Below are 24,204 nucleotides of genomic sequence, written 5' to 3'. Positions count from 1 at the left end.
ATTCTTAGGCGCACCGAAGCCGTAATTCGGAATCGTGGAGGAATACCGCTATGGGTACCGCTTTGTCTTTTTCACGGCAACCGAAAGCGCACGGCAGCGACTCGCCCTACACCGAACCCGAGGACGACGAGGCACCACGGGTGCCGCGGCGACGGCGTTGGTGGCTGCTGGGGGTTGCGGTGGTGCTGGCCGCGGTCGTCGCGCTCGGCAACTTCGCCTTGATCACGGGGCAGGACGACCGGGTCGATGCCCTCACGCTCACCCGCGACGTGGACTGGGGACAAAGGATCGAGGCGAGCGATCTCGGTGTGGTCAAGGCCGTCCCGGATCAGCCGCTGGCCTTCATCCCGGCCGGTGACAGGGACCGGGTCGTGGGCCAGGTCGCGCGATCGGTCCTGCCCGCGGGGACGGTGCTGGTGCCCGGCCAGCTGTCCGGACAGCCGATTCCGGGGCCAGGGGAGCGGCTGGCGGGGCTGCTCGTGCGGCCGGGTCACCTCCCTGCCCGTGGCTTGTCGGCTGGGGATCTGGTGCAGGTCACCCCGGTCGCGGCCGGGAACGGGTCCGACGTCGGGCAGGCCCCGGTGAACATGTCGGATCCGTTTCGGGCGCGGGTGCTCGGGGTCGGCCCGCCGGATTCCGCCGGCGCGGTGACGGTCGATGTCGTCGTCGGCGCTGACGTCGCGGACGCCGCGACCAGCGCCTCCGCCGGGCAGGTCGTCCTAGTCCAGCTCGGACCGGGCGCGTGACAGAGACCAGCTGTCGAAGGGAGTGGTGAGGGAAATGGCAATGATCACGATCGTGTCGGGCAAGGGATCGCCCGGCGGGACCACGATGCTGGCCGCGCTGGCGGCGGCATGGCCCGCGCCGGTGCTGCTGGCCGACTGCGACCCCGCCGGGGGCGACCTGGCGCCGGGCTGGCTGGGGCATTGGGTCGTGAACGGATTCCTTCGGACCGATCTCGGCCTGTTGTCGCATGCCATCGCGACCCGGCACGCGACCGCAGGAGACCCTGCGACGCTAAATGCGCATGTGCAGGCGGTGCCTCCGGCACGGCACGTCGGCCTGCTGGCCGGGCTGAGCACACCGAGCCAGCACACCGCGATCGGCACGGCCGGATGGACCCGCCTGACCGTGGCATTGGCCGCGTTCAAAACCACGGCCGGGCATCCCGCCGACGCGCTGGTCGACCTCGGCCGTTTCAGCTCGGCGACGCCGTGGCCGGTGCTGCTCGCGGCAGACCTCGTACTGGTCGCGGTGCGCCCCACACAGCGGCATGTGCTGGCCGCACGCCCCGTCCTGGCCGAGCTCGCCGAACGGATTCTGCCTCAGCGGCTCGCGCTGGCCGTCTGCGCGACTACGCCCGCGGGCACCCGCGAAGTCCGAGTGGCGCTGGGGCGGGAGGCCGCGGTGGAAGTCCCGATGGCCGCGCGGACGGCGGCGGTGTTCTCCGACGGCATCGACGGAGGAGCCCTTCCTCACCGGTCGCCGCTGCTGCGCAGTGCACGCCGCGTCGCGCGTCGCCTGCACGGCACTTATCACACCTACGCGCCGAGCGAACCGCGCATTCTGGCTGTGTCGACTTCGGCCCACTTGCTTTCCGGAGGTGCGCGATGACGTTGCCGCGTAACGGGTTTCGTCCCTCAGGTGAGTCGGCGTTCCCACAGCAACTGGCGATGTCGCGGCCTCCGCGCAGTAGCCCGGCGGGATCGGCGACAGCGCTCCCGCGAATTCCGGTCCAGCCGCAGAACACTGTGGAGGCCGGGTATGTCGATTCCGCGGTCGTCCGGGAGATCCGGGAAGTGGTCGCTGCCCGGTTGGAACGCGTGGCGGCGGGTGAGTCCCATGTGGACACACCGCTCACGGGCGAGGAGCAGCAGGCGCGGATGCGTGCCTACGTGGCCGACGAGGTCGCCGGCTGGGTGCAACGCCGCGCAACCGCCGGACACGCACTCTTACCGGCTACCGAAGAACGCCGGCTGGCCCGCGCGGTCGTCGCCGCGTTGTCCGGGCTGGGTGCCTTGGAGGAGCTGTTGGAGCGCGACGATGTGGAGAACATTCACGTGCACGGCTGTGACCGGATCCTGCTGGAGCTGGCGGACGGCACGGTCGAGCAGTGGCCACACCCGATAGCCGACACCGACGCCGAGCTGGTGGAGATGTTGGCGGCGATGTTCGCCCGCCAAGGCCAGACCTCCCGGGAGTTCAACGCCGGACGCCCGCTGGGGAACCTGAGGATCGGCGCTGGTGGCCCGTTGGGGGCGCGGGTGGCCGCGGTGATGGAGGTGTCCGACCGGCCGCGAGTGGCGATCCGCCGCCACCGGCTGGTCGACGTCGGCCTGAACGATCTCGTGGCCAACGGCACGCTCGATCCTCTACTTGGCGCTTTCCTGCGGTCGGCGGTGCGGGCGGGCTGCAACGTGATCGTGTCCGGTGGCCCGGCCGCGGGCAAGACGACGTTGCTGCGCGCGTTGTGCGCGGAGATCCCGGACTACGAGCACGTTGTCACGGTCGAGGAGGAGTACGAACTCGGTCTGCACATCGGCGCCCGTCCCTTGGTCACCCCCTTGGAGGCCCGTCCGGCGAACTCGGAGGGGATCGGGGAGATCTCCTTGGACGACCTGCTGAAGCAGACGCTGCGGCACTCGCCGAGCCGGGTGATCGTCGGGGAAGTCCGGGCAGGGGAAGTCACCGCGATGCTGCGGGCGCTCGGGAACGGCGCCACCGGCGGCATGTGCACCTTGCATGCCACGAGCGCCTCGGCGGTGTTCGACCGGATCGGCGCGCTCGGGCAACTCGCTCATCCACCGCTGGCGATCGAGGCAGCTCACCAGTGGACTGCCTCGGCGATCGACCTCGTCGTGCACGTCGCCCGCGCTGACCACGCCACGGCTAGTGGGCGGCGCAGGCAGCGGTTCGTCACCGAGATCATCGAGGTCGGCCCGGTCGGAGATTCCGGCCGACCGGACACCACCAGGATCTTCGCCCCACGCCCGGAAGACGGCCGCGCTGTCCCGGCCTACCCACCGAGCCGTGATCTGCTGGAGCGCTTGACGAGGCACGGGTTCGACCGCCACCTGTTCGACACCGCCGGAGCCGACACCTGGCAGACCACCGAGCTGCCGGACGGAGGAAGGCGATGACGGGCGTCTGGGCGGGCCTGCTCGGCGTCGCCGCGGCGGCAGCGATCGCCTGCGCTGTTGCGGCCTTCCGCCCACCCGCCGCCCGGTCGACGACACCGCGCACGGCGCGCCGCGCGGGCTGGAAGACGTTCGCGGCACGAGTACCGCGGCGGCGGGTCGTCGTCGCGGTCGCCGCGGGCGGGATCGTCTGGTGGGGCACCGGCTGGCCGGTCGCCATCATCCTGACTGTCACAGCGGCGCTGACGGTGCCGATCCTCGCCCGCGGCCACGACGCCCGCCGCGTGATCGCGAGGTTGGACGCCCTCGCCAGCTGGGTCCGGCGTCTCGCCGATGTCCTGGCCTCCGGCGCCGGCGGACTGGAGCAAGCGATCGCCACCTCCGCCCGCACCGCCCCCGAAGCACTGAGCGGCGAGATCGAAACCCTGGCGGTACGTCTGCGGACGCGTGGCCTGGAGGCCGCGCTCCGCGCTTTCGCCGAGGACGTGGGCGACGAAGCCGCCGACGAAGTCGTGCTCGCGCTGATCCTGCGCGCCCGCGCGGGCGGACGCGGACTGGTCGACATTCTCGACAGCAAGGCCACCGCCCTAGAACGCGAGGTCGTCGCCCGCCGCGACATCGAAGCCGACCGCGCTAAGCCCCGCACCGATGTCCGCGCCATCCTCGGCATCACCGCGCTCCTGCTCACCGGACTGGTGGTCTTCGCGTACGAGTTCCTTACCCCGTTCAACGACCTGCTCGGCCAGCTCGTGATGGCCGGGATCGGTGGTCTGCTGGGCGCGGCCGGGTGGTGGATGCACCTGCTGACCCGGACGCGCCGCCCCGCCCGCCTGCTCGGCGCCGCCTCGAGGATCCCTCCCGGGGCACCGAAACCGAGGCGCACCCCGTTCGCTGCCACCGATGTCGACGTGGAGGTGCCGCGATGAATCCCGGGATCACCGCTGCGTTGCTGGGCGCGCTGGGCGGGTTGGCTCTGGTCTGCGTGCTCCTGGCGCTGCTGCGCCCGGCGCCGGTCAACGTGGCCGCCGCGGTCGCCGAACTGGACGACCGTGCCGCCCGCCGTGCTGACGGAGCGCCGCCACGCAGCCGCTGGTCGACCCGGATCGAACGTCTTGCCGGGATCTCCGGACGGTCGTCGAACCGCTGGTGGGGCATCCCCGCCACCGACCTCGACGTCCTCGATCAGACCGCCGACCGCTACCTTGCTCGCCGCCTGACCTGGGCTGCTGCCGCTGCCGGAACCGTGTTCGTGATGGCCGGGCTTAGCTGGTTCGGCGGCATCGACCTGTCCGCCCCGGTGGTGGTGCTGGCCGTGATCGCCGGCGCGGCGGCCGGATCGGCGGTGCCGGTCCTGGCCGTGCAGGAGGACGCCGCTCGGGCGCGGGAGGAATTCCGTCGCGCCACCGCCGCCTATCTCGACCTCGTCGCGCAGGAACGCGCCACCGGCCGCGCCCCCAGCCAGGCGCTGGGGGAGGCCGCCGCAGTCGGAGACTCGTGGGTGTTCGCCCGGATCAGCAGAACCCTCGGCCGCGCGACACAGGCCGGTCATACCCCGTGGGAAGCCTTGTCCCGGCTGGGGAAACGTATGGGAGTCGTCGAACTCAGCGACCTGGCCGACATCCTCGCCACCGCGGCCGACGGCGCCGCCATCTACACCACCCTGATCGCCAAATCGAGTGCACTGCGCGCCGCCGCGCTGGCCGCCGACAAAACCGACGCCAACGCCCGCTCCCAACGTCTCGCGCTCCCCGTCGCACTGCTGCTGGTCGCGTTCCTGCTCCTGGTCATGTACCCCGCCATGATCAGGTTGGCCGTAGGAGGGGGCTAGCCAAACGCGCGACGCCCCGTCGCGACCTCCGCTTTCCTTTCCAGAGACAGAAATCGGCCCCGACTGAAGGAGAAACCTGATGCACAACCATCAATCGCCTGCAACGGTGCCGCCGGTACTCGACTGCATGCTCCCCGACGGCTACGCCACCGTGCTGCTCAACCCTGCCATGACCCCGCGGCAGTGGCGGCGCAGGCAAGCCCTCAGCCTCGTTCGCCCGACGACCATCCTCAAAGGACTTTTCGCCGCGGGGCTGGCCATTCAGATCTCCTGCGCCGGTCACGGATTCGGCGAGAAGTTCGGCATCGGCTTGGTGACCTTGATCGTGGTGCTGGGTCTCTTTCGTCTCCTTTGCCGCCCACCCGGTGAGACCTCCTTCGAGTATGAAGGTGTACCGCGGCTTCGGCTTCGGTGGGGAGAGTTCTACCGGCGTCGCGATTTCGATGACCTGGGTGGAGATTCCCGCGAACTGGTCGCCGAGTTGCTGACGGGGGTGCAGACACTACACCGGAGTCCGGCACTCGCCTGGCTCGATCCCGCATTGCCGGGTGAGATCCACACAGTGGTGTGGCGGACTTTGTGCTGCCTCGACCGCACCCGCGAGGCCCGCGCTCTTGCCGATGAGGTCGCTGCCGAGCTCGACACGACCGATGACCTGGTCACCGCGACGCGGCGAGCGGTCGACGACATCGATACGAGCCTGCGGGAGGTAGCGCGGCAAGTGCGAGGGTGCGTGGTGCTTTGTCGTGCGTGGGAACAGAAACTCCGGCGACACGATCTCGCTGCCCGCGTCAGTCACACCCTGGCCGCCATCCCGGGGCAAGACCACCTCACCAGGTTGTCGCAGGACTCCGACGCGTTGCCGCGAAACGTGTTCGCTCACGTCACCGCGGCACGGGATATCACGCATTCCGGGGCATTCCCGTGGGAGCAACCTCCGTCCGAGTGGCCCGGAGCAGGGGGCCTCCCGGTCGGGCGAATCATCAACACGCCTAGTCATGAAGAGGCAGCCGTGAACGCGAAGTCAACCGGCAAACCTTATAGGCCAACGACTTCCTCGTGAAAGGAGAACGATACTCATGCTTAACCATCTCAAGCGCTGCGCGACCACAGTCCGGCGACGAGGCGCCCGGCTCGGACTGTTCCTCACCGCCTGGGTGCTCAGCTACGTCGTGACTGCAGAAGACCACTGGTCGCGGGCCCGTGCATCGGGAGACCGCGGATCCGAGTCCGTGGAAAAGGCGGTCCTCGTCGCGATCGGCCTTGCCGTGGCGATCGGGCTTGGCTTCGCCATCCGTGCCGCCGTCCAGACCTACCAAGGCCAGATCAAGTGAACCTGTACGTACCTGGAAGCCCTTAACTGCAAAGGAGACCACACGATGCCGACCGCTGAGGAGATCGAACGACGTGTCGAAGTAGCAGACACTGCCCGGAGTGAGAGGAGGTCCGCCGCGGCCCGGCGCGTCGGTGACTTGGCAGACCGCCACGCCGAGCTGGCCAAGCAACTCGGCGGCATCGAACGCGAACTGGGTGAGGTGCTGGCCGAATCCGGCGACGTGATCGAGATCGACGAGCTGGCCGCCTTCACCGACGTCCCCGCAACCGAGCTCGCCCGCTGGCTCAACAACGCCAAACCCGGACGCGCCAAGCGGAAGAAGCCCGCCGGAACGAATCCTGCGAAGACCACCCAAGCCCGGAAACCGGCCGCTTCACACCAGTCAGCGCACACCAACGTCGCCGCCGCGCAGGACATTCCACCCGCACACGGCGGCACCATTCCTCTCCCGGCGGTAGCGTCGTGACAACATCAACTTTCTCGCTCCGCCAGGCCGACCGGCCACTATGGACACGGTGCCGAGTATTCATCCGGGCGCGGCTTCACAACGACAGGGGAGCGGAGTCCGTCGGCTTGGCCGTGCTGTTTCCGTTGGTGTTGCTGCTGATTCTCGCTGTAGTGCAAGGCGGCCTGTGGTGGCATGCGCATTCCGTGGCCGCTCAGGCGGCACAGGCCGGTGTGGACGCCGGACGTCCTGTCGGCGCCACACAACCCGTCGCGGCCGCCGCCGCACGGTCGTTCGCCGACCGCGCAGGCCGCGGTGTCCTGACCACACCCGAGGTTCGTGCCACCATGACCGCTGACACTGTCCAGGTCGCGGTGTCCGGTACGACAGTCCGGCTGCTGCCGATCCCCGGGCTTAATATCGGGGTCGAAGTGACCGCGCGAGCGGTCAAGGAGCGCTTCACCACGTCGTTGACCGGGGGCGGCTCGTGACTCGCCACGCACGTATCGGTCGGTTGTGGACAGATACGGGTTCCGTCAGCGTCGAAGCCGCGGTGCTCGTGCCCGCCGTGATCCTCGTGGGGCTGCTGATCATCGCGGGTGCCCGCGTCAGTTCCGCGGAGCAAGCCGTCGACAACGCCGCCACCGCTGCTGCCCGCGCCGCGTCGATCGCCCGCAGCCCTCACTCGGCGCAGCAGGCCGGAGCGGCTGTGGCTCGTGATCGTCTCGGACGTGAGGGCATCACCTGCCAGGAAACCAGCGTGTCGATCGACGCCAGCCAGATCGCCGTCGGCCGCGCCGGCTTGCTGAGGGCCAGCGTGACGTGCCGCATCGCGCTCAACGACCTCGCCCTCCCCGTCCCCGGCGGTACTCGCCTGATCACCAGCTCATTCACCAGCCCCGCCGATCCGTACCGGGGGAGTCCATGATCACCGCGGCACGGCCACGGGACGCCGGGTCGCTCAGCGTGATGATCGCGGTCCTGGTGCCCGCGTTGCTGTTCGTGCTCGCTTTGGTCGTCGACGGCTCCGCCCGGCTGCGGACCATCGCCCGCGCCGACGCCCTGGCCGCCGAAGCCGCCCGCGTCGCGAACACGGCCGTGGACACCCGCAGCCCGCACGTCGGCATCGACACCACCACGGCCGCCCGGACCGCGGGCGACTACCTCGCCCGTACCGGGCACCCCGGCCAGGTCACCATTTCCGGTACTCGCACGGTCCGGGTGACGGTTGCGGTCACCGAGCCCGCGCCCATCGGACTGCTCGGCCGTAGTGTGCAAGCCACCGGTACCGCGGTGGCCGAACTCGGCGTCGGGACCCGCGACGGCGGGCTGCCATGACGTCCCCGGTGGCACAGCGCCTCCGCGGCATGCTTGCCGCGCTGGCTCTGCTCGCGTTCGTCGCCGGTATCCCGAGCGGGCTCCTGGCCCTTGGCGCCGATCCTGCCCGGTTGATTCCCGAGCGGTGGCCGGACCCGGTACAGATCACTCAGTGGCCCGAGCAGATCTGGGCCACGCTGCGCTGGGCGTGGATCACCGGCGACCTGGTGATCTGGCTGATCGTCGCCGTGGCATGGACGGGCTGGCTGGCCCTCACTGTGTCCGTGATCGTCGAAGTGATTCGCCAGACCGGCCGTGCCGCCCGCGGCCCGCTGCGGCGGATCCCGACCGGCCGGTGGATCGCCGGGCTCGTCGCCGCCGTCCTGATCGCCACATCCGCAGGCACCGCGGCAGCGTCCGGACTCCCCGCCACGCCGACCGCGGCCACCGCGCCACCACGGCCCCATCCGAACCCGGCCAGCGCGCCCCGCGATTCTGCTGCGGGCACGGCGACGACAACCACGCACGGCGCGGTCCCGTACACGGTTGTGCACGGCGACACTTTGTGGTACCTCGCCGAACGCCATCTCGGCGACGGCAGGCGCTATCACGAGATCGTGCGGCTCAACCCCGGCCTGCTCGCCGGCAACCCGGACGACCTCGAACCCGCCTGGACCTTGCTGCTTCCGCTAGACGCCGCCGGTCTTCCCCCGCGCCACGCCATCACCTCGGAGACCGGACGGACCGTCACCGTGCAGCCCGCGGACACACTCACCGGCATCGCTGAGCGCCATCTCGGTGACCCGGACGCCTGGCGCGTGCTGTTTGACCTCAACGCCGGGCGGGCCCAGCCCGATGGCCGTGCCCTGCGCCACCCCGACCAGCTCCTACCCGGCTGGACGCTCGCCCTGCCCGACACCGCGCCAACCGCACCACCGGCAGAAGCCCAGGAGCCGCCGCCGAGCGTGTCGGCACCCGAACTCCCGGACGATCCACCCCCAGCTGGCCAAACACCGCCGCCCACACTCGGGGACGAACAGCAGAATTCCGTGGCGTCCGGAGACGGCGGTGTGTCGCTGCCGGGTGGGGCGTTCGTCGGGCTCGGACTGGCCGCTTTGATCACCTTGGCGACGGTCACGGTCCGAATGCGTCGTCGCCGCTGGTACCGGCCTGGTGTCCGAACCGACGGCGATCCCACGGGATTTCCGGTCGTGCGCGCTCTGCGCATCGCTCACGACGTCGCCACGCGACCTCCGGCCGACCAGGAGACTCCGGCGACCGAACCGACGAACTCCCGACACACCCGGCAGGTCGAGCTGGACACCCGCGACCGAGCCAAGGCCGTCGTCCGCGCCGCACACCCGACGACACCCGGGACCGCGGTCGGCATCCGGAACGGACACACCATCGCGCTCGACCTCGCCCAGACACAAGGCCTCGGGCTCGTCGGGCCCGGCGCTCACTCCGCCGCGCGGGCCCTCATCGTCACCCTGCTCGCGCAAGCCGCCAGCGACGGCCTCGACGCCACGATCGTCATCCCGCACCCTGTCGCCCGCTCGTTGTTCGGGCACACCCTCCCAGACCGTGTACCGGAACGGCTGAGAATCGTCGACGCCCTACCCGCGGCTCTCGATGTGCTGGAAGCCGAACTGCTCGCCCGCACGCACGGCCAGAGCCTCCCCAGGAACGACCCGGATACCCAGACACCTCGCCCGTCGAGCCGTTCCGGGCCCTTTCTCATCGTGGCCGCGCCCAGCGCGGACGCCGACCGGCGCCTGCACACCATCCTCGAGACCGGAGCCCACCTCGGCCTCACCGGATTGCTCCTTGGCCCATGGCGTCCCGGCGGTACCGTGCGCGTGACTGGTGACGGCATAGTCGACACGGCTTCCCCTGCACTCACCGGCAACCTCGCCGGCGCGCGGCTCTTCTCCATTCCGGGCGCCGACGCCCTCGACCTACTCACGCTGCTCCACGCCGCCGAGCCCGACCGCACCGAACCGTCACACCGCTCCACCTGCGTCGATAGCGTGGCCACGACCACATCCGAATACGAATTCAGCAAAGCCGGTCCCGAACACGGCCCTGAAGCGCCTCAGGCGACTACGCAACGGGACGTCGGGACGGCAGAGACCAGCACCGCGGACCGATCCCCGGATCGGTCGCTGCGGCTGCAGGTAGTCGGCCGTCTTCGCCTGAATCGCACCGGCCCAGAACCGTATGACCTCGTTGAAGCGCTCGCGCCGCGACAACGGGAGATCCTTGTCTACCTGGCATTGCACCGTGAAGGCTGCCGCCGCGAAACCCTTAGCGCTGCGCTCTGGCCCGATGCACCGGCTGATCGCCCCTACAACACCTTCCACGCAACCCTGTCTCAGCTCCGCCGAAGCCTCCGCAGCGCCACCGAGAACGACGCCCTCGACATCATCACCACCCAGGACGGCCACTACGCCCTCAACGAACAGCTCATCGCCGTCGATCTCTGGCAGCTGCACGACGCGCTCACCGCCAGCCGAACCAGCACACCGGCCGACGCCACCCAGGCGCTGAACACCGCCATCGCGCTCTACCGCGGAGACCTCGCCGAAGGCATCACCGCAGACTGGATCGACGGACCCCGCGAGGCGCTCCGCCGCGAGGTCCTCGATGCGTTCAGTACCCTGATCCGCGCAGCCCGTCGCGACGCGCCCGAACACTCTCTCGCCCTGCTGGAACAAGCCCGACGGCTCGACCCCTACAACGAAGCGATCTACCGCGACCTCATGCGCACCCAAGCCCGCCTCGGCCAGTACGACAGCATCCCGCGCACGCTGCGGCTGCTAATTACGGTGCTATCCGAACTCGGAGAACACCCTGCCCGCGACACCATCACCCTTGCCGCCGCACTTCAGCAACCGAGGAATGGCGTTCCGGACAGGCAAGCTAGCTGACCTGACTGAGCAGCGCTTCATCGAGGCGGCAAGAGCTTGTCCGCCTACTTCTCCAGCTTCCTTTCCGCCTTCCTCTCCGGGGGCCTGCTAGAGCGGAAGGGGCAGGGAACGGGCTTTTCGCAGCACAGGTACGTCGGCACCCCTTCCTCTGTGCCCTCCAACTTCGGTGCCAGCAGGCATCTGAACAGTCTGTCGGGTGGGTGGCCGGCTTCCGTCTGTTTGGATTCGGCGGTCACGTTGGGTGCGACGGTTGCGTTCGCGTGCGAGGGGCTTCCCCGACATCCGAAGTATCCTTCCGCCCGCCAGTCGCTGGCCGCGGGGCCGGCCTGCTGGCAGCCGTGTTGTCATGCCCTCATGACTGTCCACTATGGACCAAAATGCCGTCCCTTGAGATAGGGGACGACGCTTAGCGGCTGCTAAGCGCACGTGTAGTCGGCTAAGCACGACTAAGGCGCCCCTGGGGCTCGGCTAGGGCGTGTCCTGTAAGTCATTGGAGCCAGAGCACGATCGCGGCGATGGTGAGTTCGGCCTGGTAGTAGGCGGCGCGTTTGGCGTAGCGGGTGGCCAGGTCGCGGAACTGTTTGAGCCGGTTGAAGCACCGTTCGACCACGTTGCGCTGTTTATAGACCTCGGCATCGAATGTTGGTGGTCGCCCGCCGCGGGAGCCTTTGGTGACGCGGCGGGCGATCTGGTCATCCCGTTCCGGGCTGACAAACCTGATCCGCCGGTCCCGCATCGCCTGACGGGTTGAAGGATGCGAATACGCCTTGTCAGCTATCACCGCCTCCGGTCGGCGGCGTGGCCGGCCTGGACCGATCCGGGCGACGGTGATGCCGTCCAGTAGCGGAACCAGCTGCGGGTTGTCTCCGGCTTGGCCGGGGGTGAGCAGGAACCGCATCGGCAGGCCCCGTCCGTCGACGGCGAGATGGATCTTGGTGCTCAGCCCGCCGCGGGACCGCCCGAGTCCTTCCCCGTCGAGGGCGAGGGCTTCGATTCCGTCGCTGCATCCCCTTTTTTCCGGGCGCCGGCGGAATGCTGATGCGCCCGGACCACGCTCGAGTCGACGGAAACGATCCATTCGAGGTCGCCGACGGCGTCGTCTTTGACGATCACCCGGTCGAGGATCCGGTCCCAGGTGCCGTCCTTGGTCCACAACCGCAGCCGTTCATGCGCTGTCTTCCAGGGCCCGTAACGATCAGGCAGGTCACGCCAGGGCGCACCAGTGCGCAGCTTCCACAGGATCGCGTTGATGACTTGACGGTGATCCCGCCACCGCCGCCCACCACCTTGCCGAGGCGGCAGCAGTGGCTCGATCACCGCCCATGCCTTGTCCGTCAACTCACCACGACCAACCACGACCGCAATCCAGCCGAACCGCAGCTAGATCACTTACAGGACACGCCCTAGGAGGAAGGCCATGCAGCAGAAGACAAGAACGATCTACGTCGCCGTCCACCGAGTCACTGGGCAGGAGCTGGAAACAGGCTCGCCTGTGAAGGTCGCAGGCCCGCACGGGCGTGGCGCTGTGTTCCTCCACGTCGTACGGCCTGATCGCCGCGAGCCGCACCGGGAGCTGGCCGAGGTTCACGTCCGCTGGGACGCGAACGGCCGCACCAGCGACTGTTGGGCGCGAGACGTCGGGATCCGGGTCGAGCCACGCGAAGTACCCATCACAGGAACGACGCCGCTCGTACCGGTAACGGCGCGCCAGCAGGACGCCATACGTCACGCCGTTCCCACGGCCCAGCTGGACGGCTGGCATTTCGGCACAGGGAGCATCGTCGTGCCGCACCCTCCGCTAGAGGCACTCGCGGTAGTCCAACGGGCCTTCGACTGGGCAGCGGAGAAGTACGGCGCGAACAAGTTCCCTGCGGCTTCACTGCGCAACGTGCTGAAGAGCCTCGAGGATAGGACGACGAGCTGAAACTCGGAGTTCAGCACTTGCAGGTCGGCGCGGGAACGCCGATGTGTGCCCGCGCCGACCTCAAGTCCCAGCAGACCATTGGCGGCACGTCGTCCTAAGACGAGTGACTTCCACGGGACGACGCCGGCTGCCAAAAGCCCCCCGGGAAATTCTTTCTGGGTCGCTTCTCTGTCCGCGAGGGAACCGGACAAGGACGTGAGTTCCCTTCGAACCGCAACAAAGAGCTTGGAGAAGACCATGACTACGCGCCCCAATAGCCCCGACCCGGCCGCCTTCCCGCTGGAGGAGACGTGCCCTGCCTGTCACGTTGAAATCGGACAAGTTCACGAACATCGCTGCGAGATTGCCCGCTGCTTAGCCACTGGCCGACAGCGCAACGGCCACATGTACTGCCGTTGTCCTCAGGACGTATGGACGGGCCTGATGTCTGGGATGGCCGAATGTATCGAGTTCGGCTGGATGCAAGAAGGAGATCCCAGTCTCCCCGACCTCAACCGCCTCTACACCGCCGCGACCTGGGACCCTCGAAGCCAACGCTGGACCCGACCCTGATCGGCCGATCCCCGCAGAACCACAATTGAATGATCCGGTCCTCCGGGAACGTGAGAAGCGCCTCCGCCACCTCGACCGCGCGGCGCCGTCGATTATCGACTGCCGCCGCAGGCCGCCGAGCTCAGCTCATTTGGCGGACGCTCATGTCATGTTCCACGACTGGGCCTGACAGGGGAGATAACGTGAGCGGCATCGAAATGATCGTTGCGACATTGGAGACAGCCATGGCAGCGATCGACCATGCAGAGCGGGCAGGCACGCACGCTGCTAGCGGGTTCGAAGAGTCCTCCCGGCTCCTTGGCCAGGCTGTCTCCGGCACCAGCGACGCCCAGGTAGCCGACAACGGCCAGCCCGTCGGCGAGGTGGCTCAGCTGGACGTGGCGCTTCTTCGAAATGGCTTAGCGATCTTGGAGTGAGCGGCGTAACCTGTGTACCGCTGTTCGGGGCAGCCATCGTCAAGGCCGTTTGCAGGAAAGAGAACCGTCGATGCGTTTGCTGTCCGCCCACATCACGAAGTTCAAGAGCATCACCGACTCCGGTGAATTCACCCTTTCTGGTGACGTCACCGCGCTCGTCGGGAAGAACGAGTCCGGCAAGACCGCCGTCTTGGAGGCCTTATACCGCGTGGATCCGCTCGCCAGCGGCCACCCGACGAACTTCGACGAGCTGCGGGACTACCCGCGTCGCTACCGCGCCCGGGACAAGGCGGCTATCGGGACTGCCCAGCCGGTCAAGGCGACCTTTGAGCTCGAGCAGTCCGATGTCGACGCGGTCTCCGAGAAATTCGGTCCGGATGCACTTTGCGCGAGTACCCTCACGGTCGGCCGTAGGTACGGCGTCAAGGTGCTGTACTGGACTTCGCGGATTTCGAACCCTCTGGGGGCTGCGCGCCACCTCGTGACGAAGGCGGGGCTCGACGTGAGTCGCTACTCCGCTACCACGGTGGAGCAGCTGATCGAGGTCCTGAGCGCTGATGACGAAGCCGACGCCGCGGTGCAGCTGGCCGACGATCTCGCCAAGCGTGATCTCGGCGACGAAATTCGGAAGATCCTTCGTTCGCGGATCCCGGACTTCCAGTACTTCGACGAGTACAGCGTGCTGCCAGGCGAAGTGTCGATCAACCAGCTGCAGACCGTCGCGGAGGAAGACCTCGGTCCGCACGAGCGCACCGCACTTTCCCTACTTCGGCTCGCCGGCGTCGAGTCGGCAGAGTTCACAGCGGAGTCCTACGAGAGCCGCAAGGCTGCGCTGGAGGCCGCGGCGAACGAGCTGACCGACCAGCTCTTCGAATACTGGACCCAGAACCCGAGCCTGTCGGTCGAGCTCGACATCGAGTTCCGGCCCAAGCCCAACCCGCAGAACCCGCCGGTGATGCTGTCCGAGCCTTGGCTGCACATCCGGATCAAGAACGGCAAGCACCGAGTGACCTTGGGGATGGAGGGCCGCTCGAAGGGCTTCATCTGGTTTTTCTCGTTCCTTGCGGCCTTCTCCGAGTACACGAACAGCTCCGGGCGGCGGCGGATCATCCTGCTCGACGAGCCAGGGCTCAACTTGCACGCCAAGGCACAGGCCGATCTACTGCGCTACATCGAGGAACAGCTCGCCCCGCACCACCAGGTCGTCTACAGCACCCACTCCCTGTTCATGATCCAGCCGAACAAGCTGGAGCAGTGCCGGACCGTCGAGGACGTCGACGACGAGGGCACGAAAGTCAGCCAGGAGATCTGGAAGGCCCGCCCGGAAACGGTCTTTCCCTTGCTCGGCGCGCTCGGGATCGACATGACCCAGACCCTCGTCATCGGCCCCAACCAGCTGCTTGTCGAAGGCCCGGCCGACGTCGTATACCTGACCGTCATGAGCGACCTCATCCGGGCCGCCGGCGGCACGCCGCTCGACCCGCGCTGGACGATCACTCCGGCCGGTGGCCTGGACAAGGTCCCTGCATTCGTCTCGCTGATGGGCGGAAGTAAGCTCGAGGTCGCGGTCTTGATGGACGTCGCTCCGGGGGTCAACCAGCGAATCGCCCAGCTGGCAAAGCGCGGTCTGCTCGAGGACCGGCGCCTGGTGTACCTGACCGAGTTCACCAGCACTAGCGAAGCCGACATCGAAGATCTCTTCGAGGCCGGCTGGTACCTGAAGCTGCTCGGCGCGTCGAAGGTCGGCCGGTTCACGAAGTCGAAGCTGAACGGCGGCGGGCGGATCGTCAAGCAGGTCGAGGCGCTCCACGGTGACCGGTTCGACCACTATCAGCCAGCGAACCACCTGATGCGCTCGCCGGGGAAGCTGCTCGAACAGATCGACGAGCCGACACGCGCGCGCTTCCAGGCCCTGTTCATCCGCCTCAACAGTTTGCTCTAGCTGACCTCGCGCCCGTTGCGGTCCGCAGTCCGGGCCCAGCCGCGCCTGAGCCAGCGCCTTTCAAGGATCCAAGAAATCTGAGGCCCGCCAGGATCGGGTGGTTCGTGCTCCGGCTACGAGAGTGCTGATCCGACAGGTGCACTGCAAGGGGTTGTCGGGCGCGGGCCTGTGGCATACTCACGTTGTGCTCCTGGGACTTGATCGCCCCGTGCCTGCGTCGAGTGGGACCTGGCCCCTCCGGCAGCTCGAGGCTGAGCTCGCCATGGAGCTAGGTGTGCGGGCTACCTCCGGACGAGACGAAGAAGCACATTGGCACCTTCGAAACGACGCAGGGGGTCGAACGAGCGTTGTTCGACTTATTAATTTCCGGTCAGTTGTCGGCCTAATTGAATTGAAGCAATATCGACGCAGGTTTACGCTCGAGCATGAACGCGAAGCTTTTCTAGAGCATGTCAAGGATGCCGCCGACCTTTACGTTAATGCCGTATCGCTTACCTCCAACGTTCGACAGACTGTCGGCAGGGGGGTAAGATTTCCTGCTCTACGATTAGCTTCGGACGCGCTGAAGGTCGAAGCTGATGCTTTCGATAGCGCAGGTTTCCAATATGGCGCTATCGCGTCTGCGCTTTCGTGGAGCCAAAAGGAAATTACGGTCTCCTATGATCGCGTCGTTGTTTCACGTGAGCGCGATACCCCTGAAAGACTGCTTGTTCAAGTTGTTGGCAGTGTTGATGCGCTGCTTTTGCGAACTTATAAAACTGCTGCCCTGAAGCGATTTGTTATGGTGCTTCGGGCAATTTTTGCAACCCTTCAAGGGTTGAGGCATCCAGTGGCTAGATCACTGGTTTCACCCGGAAGGCTTGTGGCGACCTCGCCCCATCCGACGCGAGGGCCCGACTTGCTGCGAGTGACTAATAGCCCAGTCATTCGCGGGGCGTCGCTCACCTGCGCATAGCGTCAGATGGAACGACTCCCCTCTGTCGGTTGGAGTCGTTTTGACGCACTTTCTTCTCGGGTTACTTAATCCTCATGTTGGGTTCGGTGCGCTGCTTGTCGCCGCGTTGACCTTTTTGATATGGCAAATTCATAAGAATCACTCAAAAATGGATCCCGAGCTTGCAAAGGTTCGTGTTTGGGGCAAGGTTGTCAGACTCGGTATTCCGCGAAACAGAAGAAGCGAGGGTGATAGCTTTACTGCGACTGAGATTGCTGAAATTCTAAAAGAAATCAATTCTGCGCAAGCTTCGCTGCCCGATAGTAAGGCTGGTAGCGCTGGTGATCCACAGGGGTCGCCTGGGGAGGCGCGTTACGGGGATTCGGTCGGGCGTTGGAAGCGGTCGCCAATAATAGTTTATCTAATTGTTGACGATATGTCGGCCTGTGGAAAATGTCCACCAGGTGCGCAATGAGGGAGACCGGCGTGTTGAACCGTGAAGAGAGCATGGTTGAGCTGTTGGCAACTAACGTCGAGTTTCATACGTGCGACCTTATTGCTCGACGTAAATTGTATGCCCCGTGTTTGCTTCCATTCGGATTCCGTTCTGGTTACTTGGCTGGCCAAGGGTCGCGCCATGTGTGGGTGTGCTCAGATATCACGTCTCTAATCCTGGTGATCGCAGCCCTAGCGTCCGGATGGCTGTCCCGCTTGTTACGATATCGCTGTAGGGCATAGGCGACGATGTCCGCAAGTTGCACCCCAGGGCTGGTATGAGAGCTCACAAAGTGCATGGAGTCGATGACGGTTTTGAGCTGGGTTCCGGGCACCTCGCCCCCGCGCCAGTCCTGGAGGTCGGCGACCATCTTCACCGCTCGTAGTTGGTGTTCCTTCTGTTCGTCAGCGATGAGGATCTTGTTCCCGTCAGATTTGTCGATCTTTTCGAGCAGGAACTGCAGAGCCAAAAGGTAGGCATTCCCGTCTGCGCTTCCGTTGTACCGCGTGTGCAGTCGCTCCTTGTGTATGCTGGCGTGAGAAACATCAATGTCGAGATCGTCGAGGACCGCGATCGCGTCCTCGTATACAGCGATCAGCTCGGCGGGCGCAAAAGCCTCCCAGCGGCCAACGCCGTTCCAGATCTCGTTCCCGTGAAGCTCGAAGTCCGCGGGCAGCCACTTTAGGTGTTTCCAAGCCACTGCGTGAAACGCCTCTTTGAGGGCCTTGACCTTGTCCTCATGAACGAGCACGGCGGCGAGCGTTAACAACTCTTGTTGCTTTGCGCCCTTCCCGACTGAGCCCGTCTCGTCGATGTACACCAGGTGAGCCATACATCGTAGTATGCCCGATCTAAGTACCCGACGAGAGGACAACAGAGTGCCTGTCGAGTAAGAGTGTTGTACGTTCCGGGCGAACATGAGCAAACCTAATCGCTCGACCTTGTGTTTCCGTGCGATTGAAGCGGCTCGTCTGTGGTCGGTTTCCGCGCTATCTGAGCACTCGGTGCTCTTGGGGCGGGCAGCGATCGCACCCTCGCTCGCCTCCCCGGGGCAACGGTGAGGCGTCCGGAATGCGCCGCACGTAGGTGTCGTCGGCCGTCTCCAGTACCAGCGTCAACTCCGCCAGGCCACCTCCAACTGCGCTGCTCTGACCCATCAAAGCAGCGCAGATGCCAGTCCAGTCATCGGTGACGTCTCCGGCGTCCGTGTCGTCCAGTTTGAAGGGAGCATGTTTGTATCTGCGGCCGTCACAGTGCTCGGCGACTGCCATGACGCCCTCAATGCCGGCGGCACCAGCTCCCTACAGCGAATCCAGAGCCTGCAAGCGGGTTCGCTCAACTGATTTCCGTGGCTGGCTTCACGTCAGGCCCCAAATACCCGAGTGCGGCATATCCAGCGAGGCCCGCCAGGCTGGGGCAGGTGGTGGCCACCAAATCGTAGGCCGCCGCATTGGCCAGAGCGGCAGAGTAATCATTCGAAAATCTTTGCTAGGCTGATCTCGCATTGTTATTTCGGTTGTCGCATAGCCCATAACGCAGAATACGACGTTTATTAATCTGATAGTGGCCCGGTATGTTGGAAAGCTAAGGCTGCTGTTGTCGCTAGTTAGGGTGTCTAGTCTTGTTCCAAACTCGACTGCAGCGAGGTGCTCGCCCTTCGATGGGTTCGAAGGGACGGCCATGGCGCCGATCCGGACCCACGCCTGGTCCGGCGGCTGGTCATTTAAATAGAACGCGCGGCGGTGTTCTATGGGAAAGAGATTAATCTGGCTCTTGTCAGCGTAGGAACACACTACGGCGGTCTTGAATGCCCAGCGCGCCAAGGTGAGCTGCGCATCCTGTTCGAGCGGGATTGACCTACCGTGTGACCTGAACAAGTGGATCAGCAACGGCTTTGCGTCTTGCTCCAGTCTACTCATCCACCCGTTGTTGCATGACGCGCACGCGATCTTCACCTTCGCGCTGAACACGCCGCGACGCTGGACGCTATCGTTCGTTTCGTGAAGACCAATTCCATTGTAGCCGAGCTTGCGTAGCCAGTTGCCAAAGATGTGTTCACCGGTCAATCGTCCAGGCGCCTCGCAGAATGCGCAGACTTTCCTCGTCGTCGCTGTGGTGCGACGGGGTGCATGCGCATGGTGCTCCATAATTCAAGAAGTATACGCGAACTTGGATCCACTGCCAATCCGAGGGCTGCATGATCTCTGAAGGCTTCAACTGTGGAACGGGCAGGAGACACGATCCCTTCGCTCGGAGACAATCGAAGTAGGGGGACGTGCTGCAGCGAGGGACCTTCAGGGGCACTTGAACAAATGCTCACGACATGCTCAAGTACACTTGGAAGTGTTAAACCTCGCGCGGAAATTACACGCGCTCTATCCGGTTGGTCGTGTGGCCCCAGCGTAGTCGTCTCCGGGGCGTCGGTGGTCGTCGATCTGGACGGGTTGGCCGAATGTGGGAGCGTTGATCATTTTGCCGTTGCCGATGTAGAGGCCAACGTGGTGGATCCTGGCGGGTGCGCCGTAGAAGACGAGATCGCCAGGCAGGAGCGGTTGCCCATCCGGCACTCGGGGTCCGGCGTGGAATTGGGTATGGGCGGTACGGGGGAGTAAGACCCCTGCTGAGTCGTACGCTGCCTTGGTCAGCCCGGAGCAGTCGAAACCGTCATGCCCGCCGTCCGGGCCGTTTCCGCCCCAGACGTAGGGAAGGCCACGTTGCCTGCATGCGTAGGTGATTGCGGCCTTTGCAGCGGGAGTGGGTGCCTGAATCGCGTTACAGCCGCCTGTGCCGCTGGATGTACAAGTCGCGCCATGGACTGCGGCAACGATCTGGCGAGCGGCTGGTTCGAACTGTGCGTAGCGGTCGGGAAAGCCTGATCGCTGTACGGTTTGGGCGGCTTCGGCGACGGGCATGGTCTGCCAGTTCGGCAGCGCCGTGAGATGCCGGTAGAACTGCTCGCTGCTGTAGTTCGGGTTCACGATCTGTGCGACGGAGCCCCAGCCTTGCGAGGGGCGCTGCTGGAAGAGGCCGATGCTGTCGCGGTCGCCGTAGCTGAGGTTGCGCAGTCGTGACTCGGTGATCGCGGTAGTGATCGCGATGACCCAGCCCTTTTCGGGAACGTTCATCTGCTTGCCGACGGCGACGATCGTCGCCGCGTGTCCCATTTCTCCGGCGCCGTATCCGGCTACCGGTGTGCCGGTCGCGCCGCCGGGGACGCAACTCGTGCTTTGTACGGAGCTGCCGACCACTGCTTGGACCACGGCGATCGCACCTCCGCCGATGAGAAGAAGCAGCACGACGAAGAACGCGACGCCGGCTACTGCGAGCTTAGCCATCGCTTAAGGCCCCCCTTAGCTGTTAAGGCGTGAGGAAACGGCTGGCGGCATCGGCGTGGGCGGCTCCAGCCTCGGTCGCGTGGCGCGCGTGGCATCGAGGTTGCGCGCACCGCTCGACGGCGGGGATGCGGGCAGATGCGGCCAAAGCTTCGGAAGCTCGGCCAGGGCTACCCGTCCCAGAGCTCCGGAGTCATCGACCCGGAGCCACCGGGATGCGGTCATGTCGAGTGGATCGGCGGAGGACTCGCCGCTCGTCGTCGCAACTGGCACTCGCGCGGGGCTGGCGAGACCTCGCAGGACTTCGGCCAGTGCGCGGCGCGCGTTGGCTTCTCTGGCGGCGGTGGGAAACCAGGCCAGAACGGGTGTGGCGATACCCGTGGTGTCGGCGAGGCGCTCGTAGCGGACCAACTTGCTCGCCAGGCGGGACAGTGTCTCTGTGCCGAAGTCGAACTCGACGAACCATTCGATCTCCCGTCCGGCTTCGCGCCACCTGCCGTAGCCATCCGGGGTGACGATGTCGCCCCAATGTCGTCCGCACCGGGCCGCCGACCACCAGGTGGTGAGCTTTCCGGCAGCATCGGGTTGGCGGGCCGCGCGGATCAGGGTGGTGAAGAGCGCGTTGCAGCCCACGGTGTGGGCGAGTTGGAGGGAGAAAGCGCGGCCCACTTCGCGTTCGCGGCTGTAGCCGAGGTCTTTGAGCTCAAGGCCGTCTTCATAGGCGATCGCCGCGGCTCCTGCGGTATCGAGGACGTAGTGCATCGGGTGCGAGCCGAGGGACCGGTGCGGTTGGAATCGGTGCACGACGCCCCAGCGATAGAGGTTGTGCAGGCGCAGGTTCGCGGCGCGGCGTGCGGGGAAGGCGATGTCGACGATCTGCGTGCTGGTGAGGACGTGGTGCTCGAACAGCATCCGGCACAACCAGCGGTCGCGGTCGGTGAGATGCCGGGCGAGCCAGGCGTGGTGCTCGGCGCTGTTCAGCACGCGTGGTGCGGGACGTTCCGGCCGGTGTGCTCGCAGCTGTCGTTGCGGGGTCGGGTTGCTGATCTTCATGTGGTGCACCTCCAAATGCGCCAACGCGCGGCGTTGGGCTCAAACGAGGAATGGCGAGTGCCGGGTCAGGCGGCACGCCGGGGATCGAACGCTGCGGGTCGTGCGTGTTCGGCAGTGTGCGGTGCGTTGTTCCGTGAGAGCTGGCGGATCTCCTTAGCGCGTCCGAGGATCGCGGGCGGAAGCTTCTCGGTGACTGCTGTGAACGGGGGTGCTTCCTCGCTGTTGAGCACCAGCCGTGCGGCGATGTGGTAGCGGCCCAGATTGGCGAGGTCGTGTTCGGAGAGCTGGGGCTCGGTGTGCCGCGCGAGGTCGCGCGCGTCTTCGGGCGAAGCGGAGAAGATGATCTTTGAGCGGGCGTTGGCGCTGATGCCTTCTTCAAGCTCGCGGGGGAGCTGGCGCAGGTATTGGTGGGCCAGGGTCATCGACATCCGGTAGCCGCGAGCTTCAGCGAGCATGTCTTCCAGGGGGTAGGCGAGGGACAGAAAGTTGTGGCATTCGTCGATGTAGAGCGAGCTGTCGGGTCTTTCCCGCTGGGGGATTCGGACGCGGCGGGTGGCGGCTTGCCAGGTTCGGGCGACCACGATCGAACCGACCAGCCGGGCGGTGTCGATCCCGAGCGAGTTTTTACTCAGCCGGACAAGGCAGATGCCGCCGTTGAGGACCGCGTCCATGTCGACGGTGGATTCGCCGCCTGCGAGGGAGGCCCGGATGAACGGCCGCAACAGCAGGCCGCGGAGCTTGTTCATCAACGGGGCGACGACCTGGGCCTTGCTGGCGTCGGATAGGTCGTCGTACCAGGCCCAGAAGCCGCGCAGGACATCGTCGGAGACCTGTGCGAGTGCGCGTTCCCGGAAGCTCGGAACCGTCAGGAGTTTCGGCAGGTGGGTCAGGGTCGGGGTGCCGGGAAGTTCGCGCAGGGTCAGCAGCCCGGATCGGAGGATGTCTTCGGTGCGCGGGCCCCAGCTGGAGGCGTACACGTGGGAGAAGATCGACACGAGGTCATCGACGGTGCGAGCGGTGTCGGCACCTTCGAGCGGGTTGAGCACCGGTGGCCGGTAGCGGCTGTCTGCGTCGAAGAGCACGACCTTGTCCCCGAGCCGTGACGGAAGCCGCATCAGGACGTCGGTGATCAGGTCGCCTTTCGGGTCGATGACCACCAGGCCGCGGCCGGCGTCAGCATCGTCGAGAATCATCCGCGCCATCAGTTCGCTCTTGCCGCTGCCGGTGGCTCCGAGGATGTGCAGGTGGTGACGAGCGTCAGCGACACGCAGCCCGACCGGACGGGAATGGCCAGAGTCACTGATCCCGATCGGCTTCACCTCCGCGCCGCCAGTGGCGATGCCAGGTGGCGGTGGGACCGCCTTTGCCCCGGCGCGCTGCAGGCCGGGTATGGCGTCGTCGGTCGGGAGGTGCGCGAGCGCGGCCAGCTCGGTGATGGAGAGCAGGTCGCCGTCGGCGAGGCGGCGTTCGGTGACGGCCTGGACTGGGCGGATGAGCCGGACGCGGCGGTAGTAGTTGTGCTCGCTGTAAGCAGCGAACGCGCTGGCGATGGCGTGGCCGCGTCCGGCCAGGTGCTCGTCCACCGGCGAATGCTTCGCGTCGGTCAGGTCCTCGTCGACGAGGATGGCGACGGCGTAGCGGACGCGGGTTTCGAACTGGGGGCCGCGCTGCTTGGCTACGATGACCCGATCTTGGGAGGAGGTCTCTAAGACTGTCTGGCGATCGGCGACCGGCTTCGTCGTGCTGGCTTGGGATCTGCGTCCCTTCGTGTGCGGGGTAATCAAGTCCAGGAAGCGTCCCGCCACTTTCGCGGAGCTTCCGGAGCGGACGTGGCGGGCGGCTCGGCGGGCCTTGCGGACACGCGCACCGGTGACCGGTCGCGCGAGGATCTGCACGACGGCGCGTTCGCGGGAGCCGAGCCCTGCCGGTGCGCCGAGCAGGGCTCGGACTGGGTCGGCGGGGAAGTCGGAACGGATCGGCAGCGCTTCGCTGCGAGCGAGCCGCATTTCCCCGCCGACGGCCTCGACGGCTTTTCCCACAGGTGTGGATTCCGGGATCGGTGGTTTGGCCGGGGTGGTCCGGGTGTGGGCGCCGGGCCATGCCGCCTCGATCGCGCGTTCGGCCATGCCGGTCGGGACGATCCCAGGCAGCCATACGCGCACGGCGACTCCGGCACGGGAGAACACGTATTCCCACACGATGTGAGGCTGGCCGTGGATCCGGCGTTTCCAGCCGGGACGCAAGAGCCCGACAAGGTTGGAGAAGAGCGCCTCGGCCCCGCCCGGGTCCACGGTGGGCGGGGCGAGCACCGTGACCAGCCTGGCTCCGACGACCATCCGGTTATGGCGTCGTCGCATCCACCACCGTCGTCCGAGGACGGCGCCGGTCCAGGCGAGCGCGAGCGCGGGACCGGCGACCGGTCCCCACGACACGGCGACGACTCGCAGCGCGGTGAGAAGGGCGTGCACCGCGCCTCCGGGATCGCGGAGGTAGTCCTGCAAGGGAGAGGTAAACGCCTCCGCGTAGGCAGCCACGGACTGGGCAGAAGACATCAGAACTCCG

General features: G+C 66.3%; 21 protein-coding genes. 16 read left to right on the top strand and 5 right to left on the bottom strand.

The genetic code is table 11. The annotated features are described in order from the left end of the window. Positions 1-50 precede the first annotated feature (50 nt). From AORI_RS63395 to AORI_RS63340, 12 genes are all read left to right on the top strand, one after another. Complete coding sequence (locus AORI_RS63395; RefSeq protein ID WP_016334817.1) at positions 51-746, top strand: SAF domain-containing protein; 696 nt, start codon at positions 51-53, stop codon at positions 744-746. 40 nt (positions 747-786) lie between these two features. After that, positions 787-1,614 (top strand): CpaE/TadZ family protein, encoded by an 828-nt coding sequence (locus AORI_RS63390; protein ID WP_016334816.1) that lies wholly within the window; start codon positions 787-789, stop codon positions 1,612-1,614. Between the two features lie 59 nt (positions 1,615-1,673). Further along, positions 1,674-3,140, top strand: coding sequence for a TadA family conjugal transfer-associated ATPase (locus tag AORI_RS63385; protein WP_228688152.1), 1,467 nt, complete (start codon positions 1,674-1,676; stop codon positions 3,138-3,140). Then, positions 3,137-4,063 carry a type II secretion system F family protein gene (locus AORI_RS63380; RefSeq protein WP_016334814.1) on the top strand — a complete coding sequence of 309 codons (927 nt, stop codon included), beginning with the start codon at positions 3,137-3,139 and terminating at the stop codon, positions 4,061-4,063. Before AORI_RS63385 ends, AORI_RS63380 begins: the two co-directional genes overlap by 4 nt. After that, entirely contained in the window at positions 4,060-4,965 is a 906-nt protein-coding gene (locus tag AORI_RS63375; RefSeq protein WP_016334813.1) for a type II secretion system F family protein, read from the top strand. Before AORI_RS63380 ends, AORI_RS63375 begins: the two co-directional genes overlap by 4 nt. A 79-nt stretch (positions 4,966-5,044) precedes the next feature. Then, complete coding sequence (locus tag AORI_RS63370) at positions 5,045-6,028, top strand: hypothetical protein (protein WP_016334812.1); 984 nt, start codon at positions 5,045-5,047, stop codon at positions 6,026-6,028. Positions 6,029-6,044: 16 nt separating this feature from the next. Next, on the top strand, positions 6,045-6,299 hold the full coding sequence (locus AORI_RS63365; RefSeq protein ID WP_016334811.1) for a hypothetical protein: 255 nt from the start codon (positions 6,045-6,047) through the stop codon (positions 6,297-6,299). A gap of 138 nt (positions 6,300-6,437) precedes the next feature. Further along, positions 6,438-6,767, top strand: a complete 330-nt coding sequence (locus AORI_RS63360) for a hypothetical protein (RefSeq protein ID WP_338024026.1) — start codon at positions 6,438-6,440, stop codon at positions 6,765-6,767. Between the two features lie 107 nt (positions 6,768-6,874). Beyond that, positions 6,875-7,237 (top strand): TadE/TadG family type IV pilus assembly protein, encoded by a 363-nt coding sequence (locus AORI_RS63355; protein WP_420806969.1) that lies wholly within the window; start codon positions 6,875-6,877, stop codon positions 7,235-7,237. Beyond that, a complete protein-coding gene (locus tag AORI_RS63350) occupies positions 7,234-7,674 on the top strand; it encodes a TadE/TadG family type IV pilus assembly protein (RefSeq protein ID WP_123798459.1) in 441 nt (146 codons plus the stop codon). The genes AORI_RS63355 and AORI_RS63350 overlap by 4 nt, the downstream gene beginning before the upstream one ends. Continuing rightward, entirely contained in the window at positions 7,671-8,084 is a 414-nt protein-coding gene (locus AORI_RS63345; RefSeq protein ID WP_016334807.1) for a hypothetical protein, read from the top strand. The genes AORI_RS63350 and AORI_RS63345 overlap by 4 nt, the downstream gene beginning before the upstream one ends. A 29-nt stretch (positions 8,085-8,113) precedes the next feature. Beyond that, entirely contained in the window at positions 8,114-10,993 is a 2,880-nt protein-coding gene (locus tag AORI_RS63340; RefSeq protein ID WP_228688151.1) for a BTAD domain-containing putative transcriptional regulator, read from the top strand. Between the two features lie 487 nt (positions 10,994-11,480). Here the strand turns inward: AORI_RS63340 and AORI_RS82930 are convergent. Further along, positions 11,481-12,349, bottom strand: a protein-coding gene (locus AORI_RS82930) for an IS5 family transposase (protein WP_228688150.1) whose coding sequence is annotated in 2 segments (ribosomal slippage) — positions 11,481-11,975 and positions 11,978-12,349 — 867 coding nt in all. Because the reading frame shifts where the segments join, the coding sequence is not laid out codon by codon here. A gap of 61 nt (positions 12,350-12,410) precedes the next feature. Here AORI_RS82930 and AORI_RS63325 point away from each other — a divergent pair. The 4 genes from AORI_RS63325 to AORI_RS83395 all read left to right on the top strand — a co-directional run bounded on the left by AORI_RS63325 (position 12,411) and on the right by AORI_RS83395 (position 17,236). Next, positions 12,411-12,917 (top strand): hypothetical protein, encoded by a 507-nt coding sequence (locus AORI_RS63325; RefSeq protein WP_016334805.1) that lies wholly within the window; start codon positions 12,411-12,413, stop codon positions 12,915-12,917. A gap of 734 nt (positions 12,918-13,651) precedes the next feature. After that, on the top strand, positions 13,652-13,885 hold the full coding sequence (locus tag AORI_RS63320) for a hypothetical protein (protein ID WP_016334804.1): 234 nt from the start codon (positions 13,652-13,654) through the stop codon (positions 13,883-13,885). A 70-nt stretch (positions 13,886-13,955) separates the two neighbouring features. Then, entirely contained in the window at positions 13,956-15,827 is a 1,872-nt protein-coding gene (locus AORI_RS63315) for an ATP-dependent nuclease (protein WP_016334803.1), read from the top strand. Positions 15,828-16,822: 995 nt separating this feature from the next. Then, complete coding sequence (locus AORI_RS83395) at positions 16,823-17,236, top strand: hypothetical protein (protein ID WP_123798457.1); 414 nt, start codon at positions 16,823-16,825, stop codon at positions 17,234-17,236. 136 nt (positions 17,237-17,372) lie between these two features. Here the strand turns inward: AORI_RS83395 and AORI_RS63310 are convergent, their stop codons facing one another. The 4 genes from AORI_RS63310 to AORI_RS63295 form a co-directional block, all read right to left on the bottom strand. Beyond that, the gene (locus AORI_RS63310) at positions 17,373-18,089 is read right to left on the bottom strand and encodes a DUF3800 domain-containing protein (protein ID WP_016334802.1); all 717 of its coding nucleotides are present in this window, start codon (positions 18,087-18,089) and stop codon (positions 17,373-17,375) included. Between the two features lie 1,543 nt (positions 18,090-19,632). Further along, a complete protein-coding gene (locus AORI_RS63305; protein WP_016334801.1) occupies positions 19,633-20,592 on the bottom strand; it encodes a C40 family peptidase in 960 nt (319 codons plus the stop codon). A 15-nt stretch (positions 20,593-20,607) separates the two neighbouring features. Next, entirely contained in the window at positions 20,608-21,642 is a 1,035-nt protein-coding gene (locus tag AORI_RS63300; RefSeq protein WP_016334800.1) for a replication-relaxation family protein, read from the bottom strand. A 65-nt stretch (positions 21,643-21,707) separates the two neighbouring features. Beyond that, entirely contained in the window at positions 21,708-24,194 is a 2,487-nt protein-coding gene (locus AORI_RS63295) for a type IV secretory system conjugative DNA transfer family protein (RefSeq protein WP_046199810.1), read from the bottom strand. Positions 24,195-24,204: the final 10 nt, after the last annotated feature.

The sequence above is a fragment of the Amycolatopsis keratiniphila genome, assembly GCF_000400635.2.
GTDB lineage: Bacteria > Actinomycetota > Actinomycetes > Mycobacteriales > Pseudonocardiaceae > Amycolatopsis > Amycolatopsis keratiniphila.
The sequence above is the reverse complement of the archived record's forward strand: the minus strand, read 5'-3'. Positions and strand labels throughout refer to the sequence as shown.

Bases quoted from the DNA above. Each gene is read 5' to 3' on its own strand.
- AORI_RS63325 (WP_016334805.1), top strand. From the start codon at position 12,411: ATGCAGCAGAAGACAAGAACGATCTACGTCGCCGTCCACCGAGTCACT.
- AORI_RS63310 (WP_016334802.1), bottom strand. From the start codon at position 18,089: ATGGCTCACCTGGTGTACATCGACGAGACGGGCTCAGTCGGGAAGGGC.
- AORI_RS63390 (WP_016334816.1), top strand. From the start codon at position 787: ATGATCACGATCGTGTCGGGCAAGGGATCGCCCGGCGGGACCACGATG.
- AORI_RS63305 (WP_016334801.1), bottom strand. From the start codon at position 20,592: ATGGCTAAGCTCGCAGTAGCCGGCGTCGCGTTCTTCGTCGTGCTGCTT.
- AORI_RS63315 (WP_016334803.1), top strand. From the start codon at position 13,956: ATGCGTTTGCTGTCCGCCCACATCACGAAGTTCAAGAGCATCACCGAC.
- AORI_RS63300 (WP_016334800.1), bottom strand. From the start codon at position 21,642: ATGAAGATCAGCAACCCGACCCCGCAACGACAGCTGCGAGCACACCGG.
- AORI_RS63365 (WP_016334811.1), top strand. From the start codon at position 6,045: ATGCTTAACCATCTCAAGCGCTGCGCGACCACAGTCCGGCGACGAGGC.
- AORI_RS63345 (WP_016334807.1), top strand. From the start codon at position 7,671: ATGATCACCGCGGCACGGCCACGGGACGCCGGGTCGCTCAGCGTGATG.
- AORI_RS63340 (WP_228688151.1), top strand. From the start codon at position 8,114: ATGCTTGCCGCGCTGGCTCTGCTCGCGTTCGTCGCCGGTATCCCGAGC.
- AORI_RS63380 (WP_016334814.1), top strand. From the start codon at position 3,137: ATGACGGGCGTCTGGGCGGGCCTGCTCGGCGTCGCCGCGGCGGCAGCG.
- AORI_RS63295 (WP_046199810.1), bottom strand. From the start codon at position 24,194: ATGTCTTCTGCCCAGTCCGTGGCTGCCTACGCGGAGGCGTTTACCTCT.
- AORI_RS63375 (WP_016334813.1), top strand. From the start codon at position 4,060: ATGAATCCCGGGATCACCGCTGCGTTGCTGGGCGCGCTGGGCGGGTTG.
- AORI_RS63395 (WP_016334817.1), top strand. From the start codon at position 51: ATGGGTACCGCTTTGTCTTTTTCACGGCAACCGAAAGCGCACGGCAGC.
- AORI_RS63385 (WP_228688152.1), top strand. From the start codon at position 1,674: ATGTCGCGGCCTCCGCGCAGTAGCCCGGCGGGATCGGCGACAGCGCTC.
- AORI_RS63370 (WP_016334812.1), top strand. From the start codon at position 5,045: ATGCACAACCATCAATCGCCTGCAACGGTGCCGCCGGTACTCGACTGC.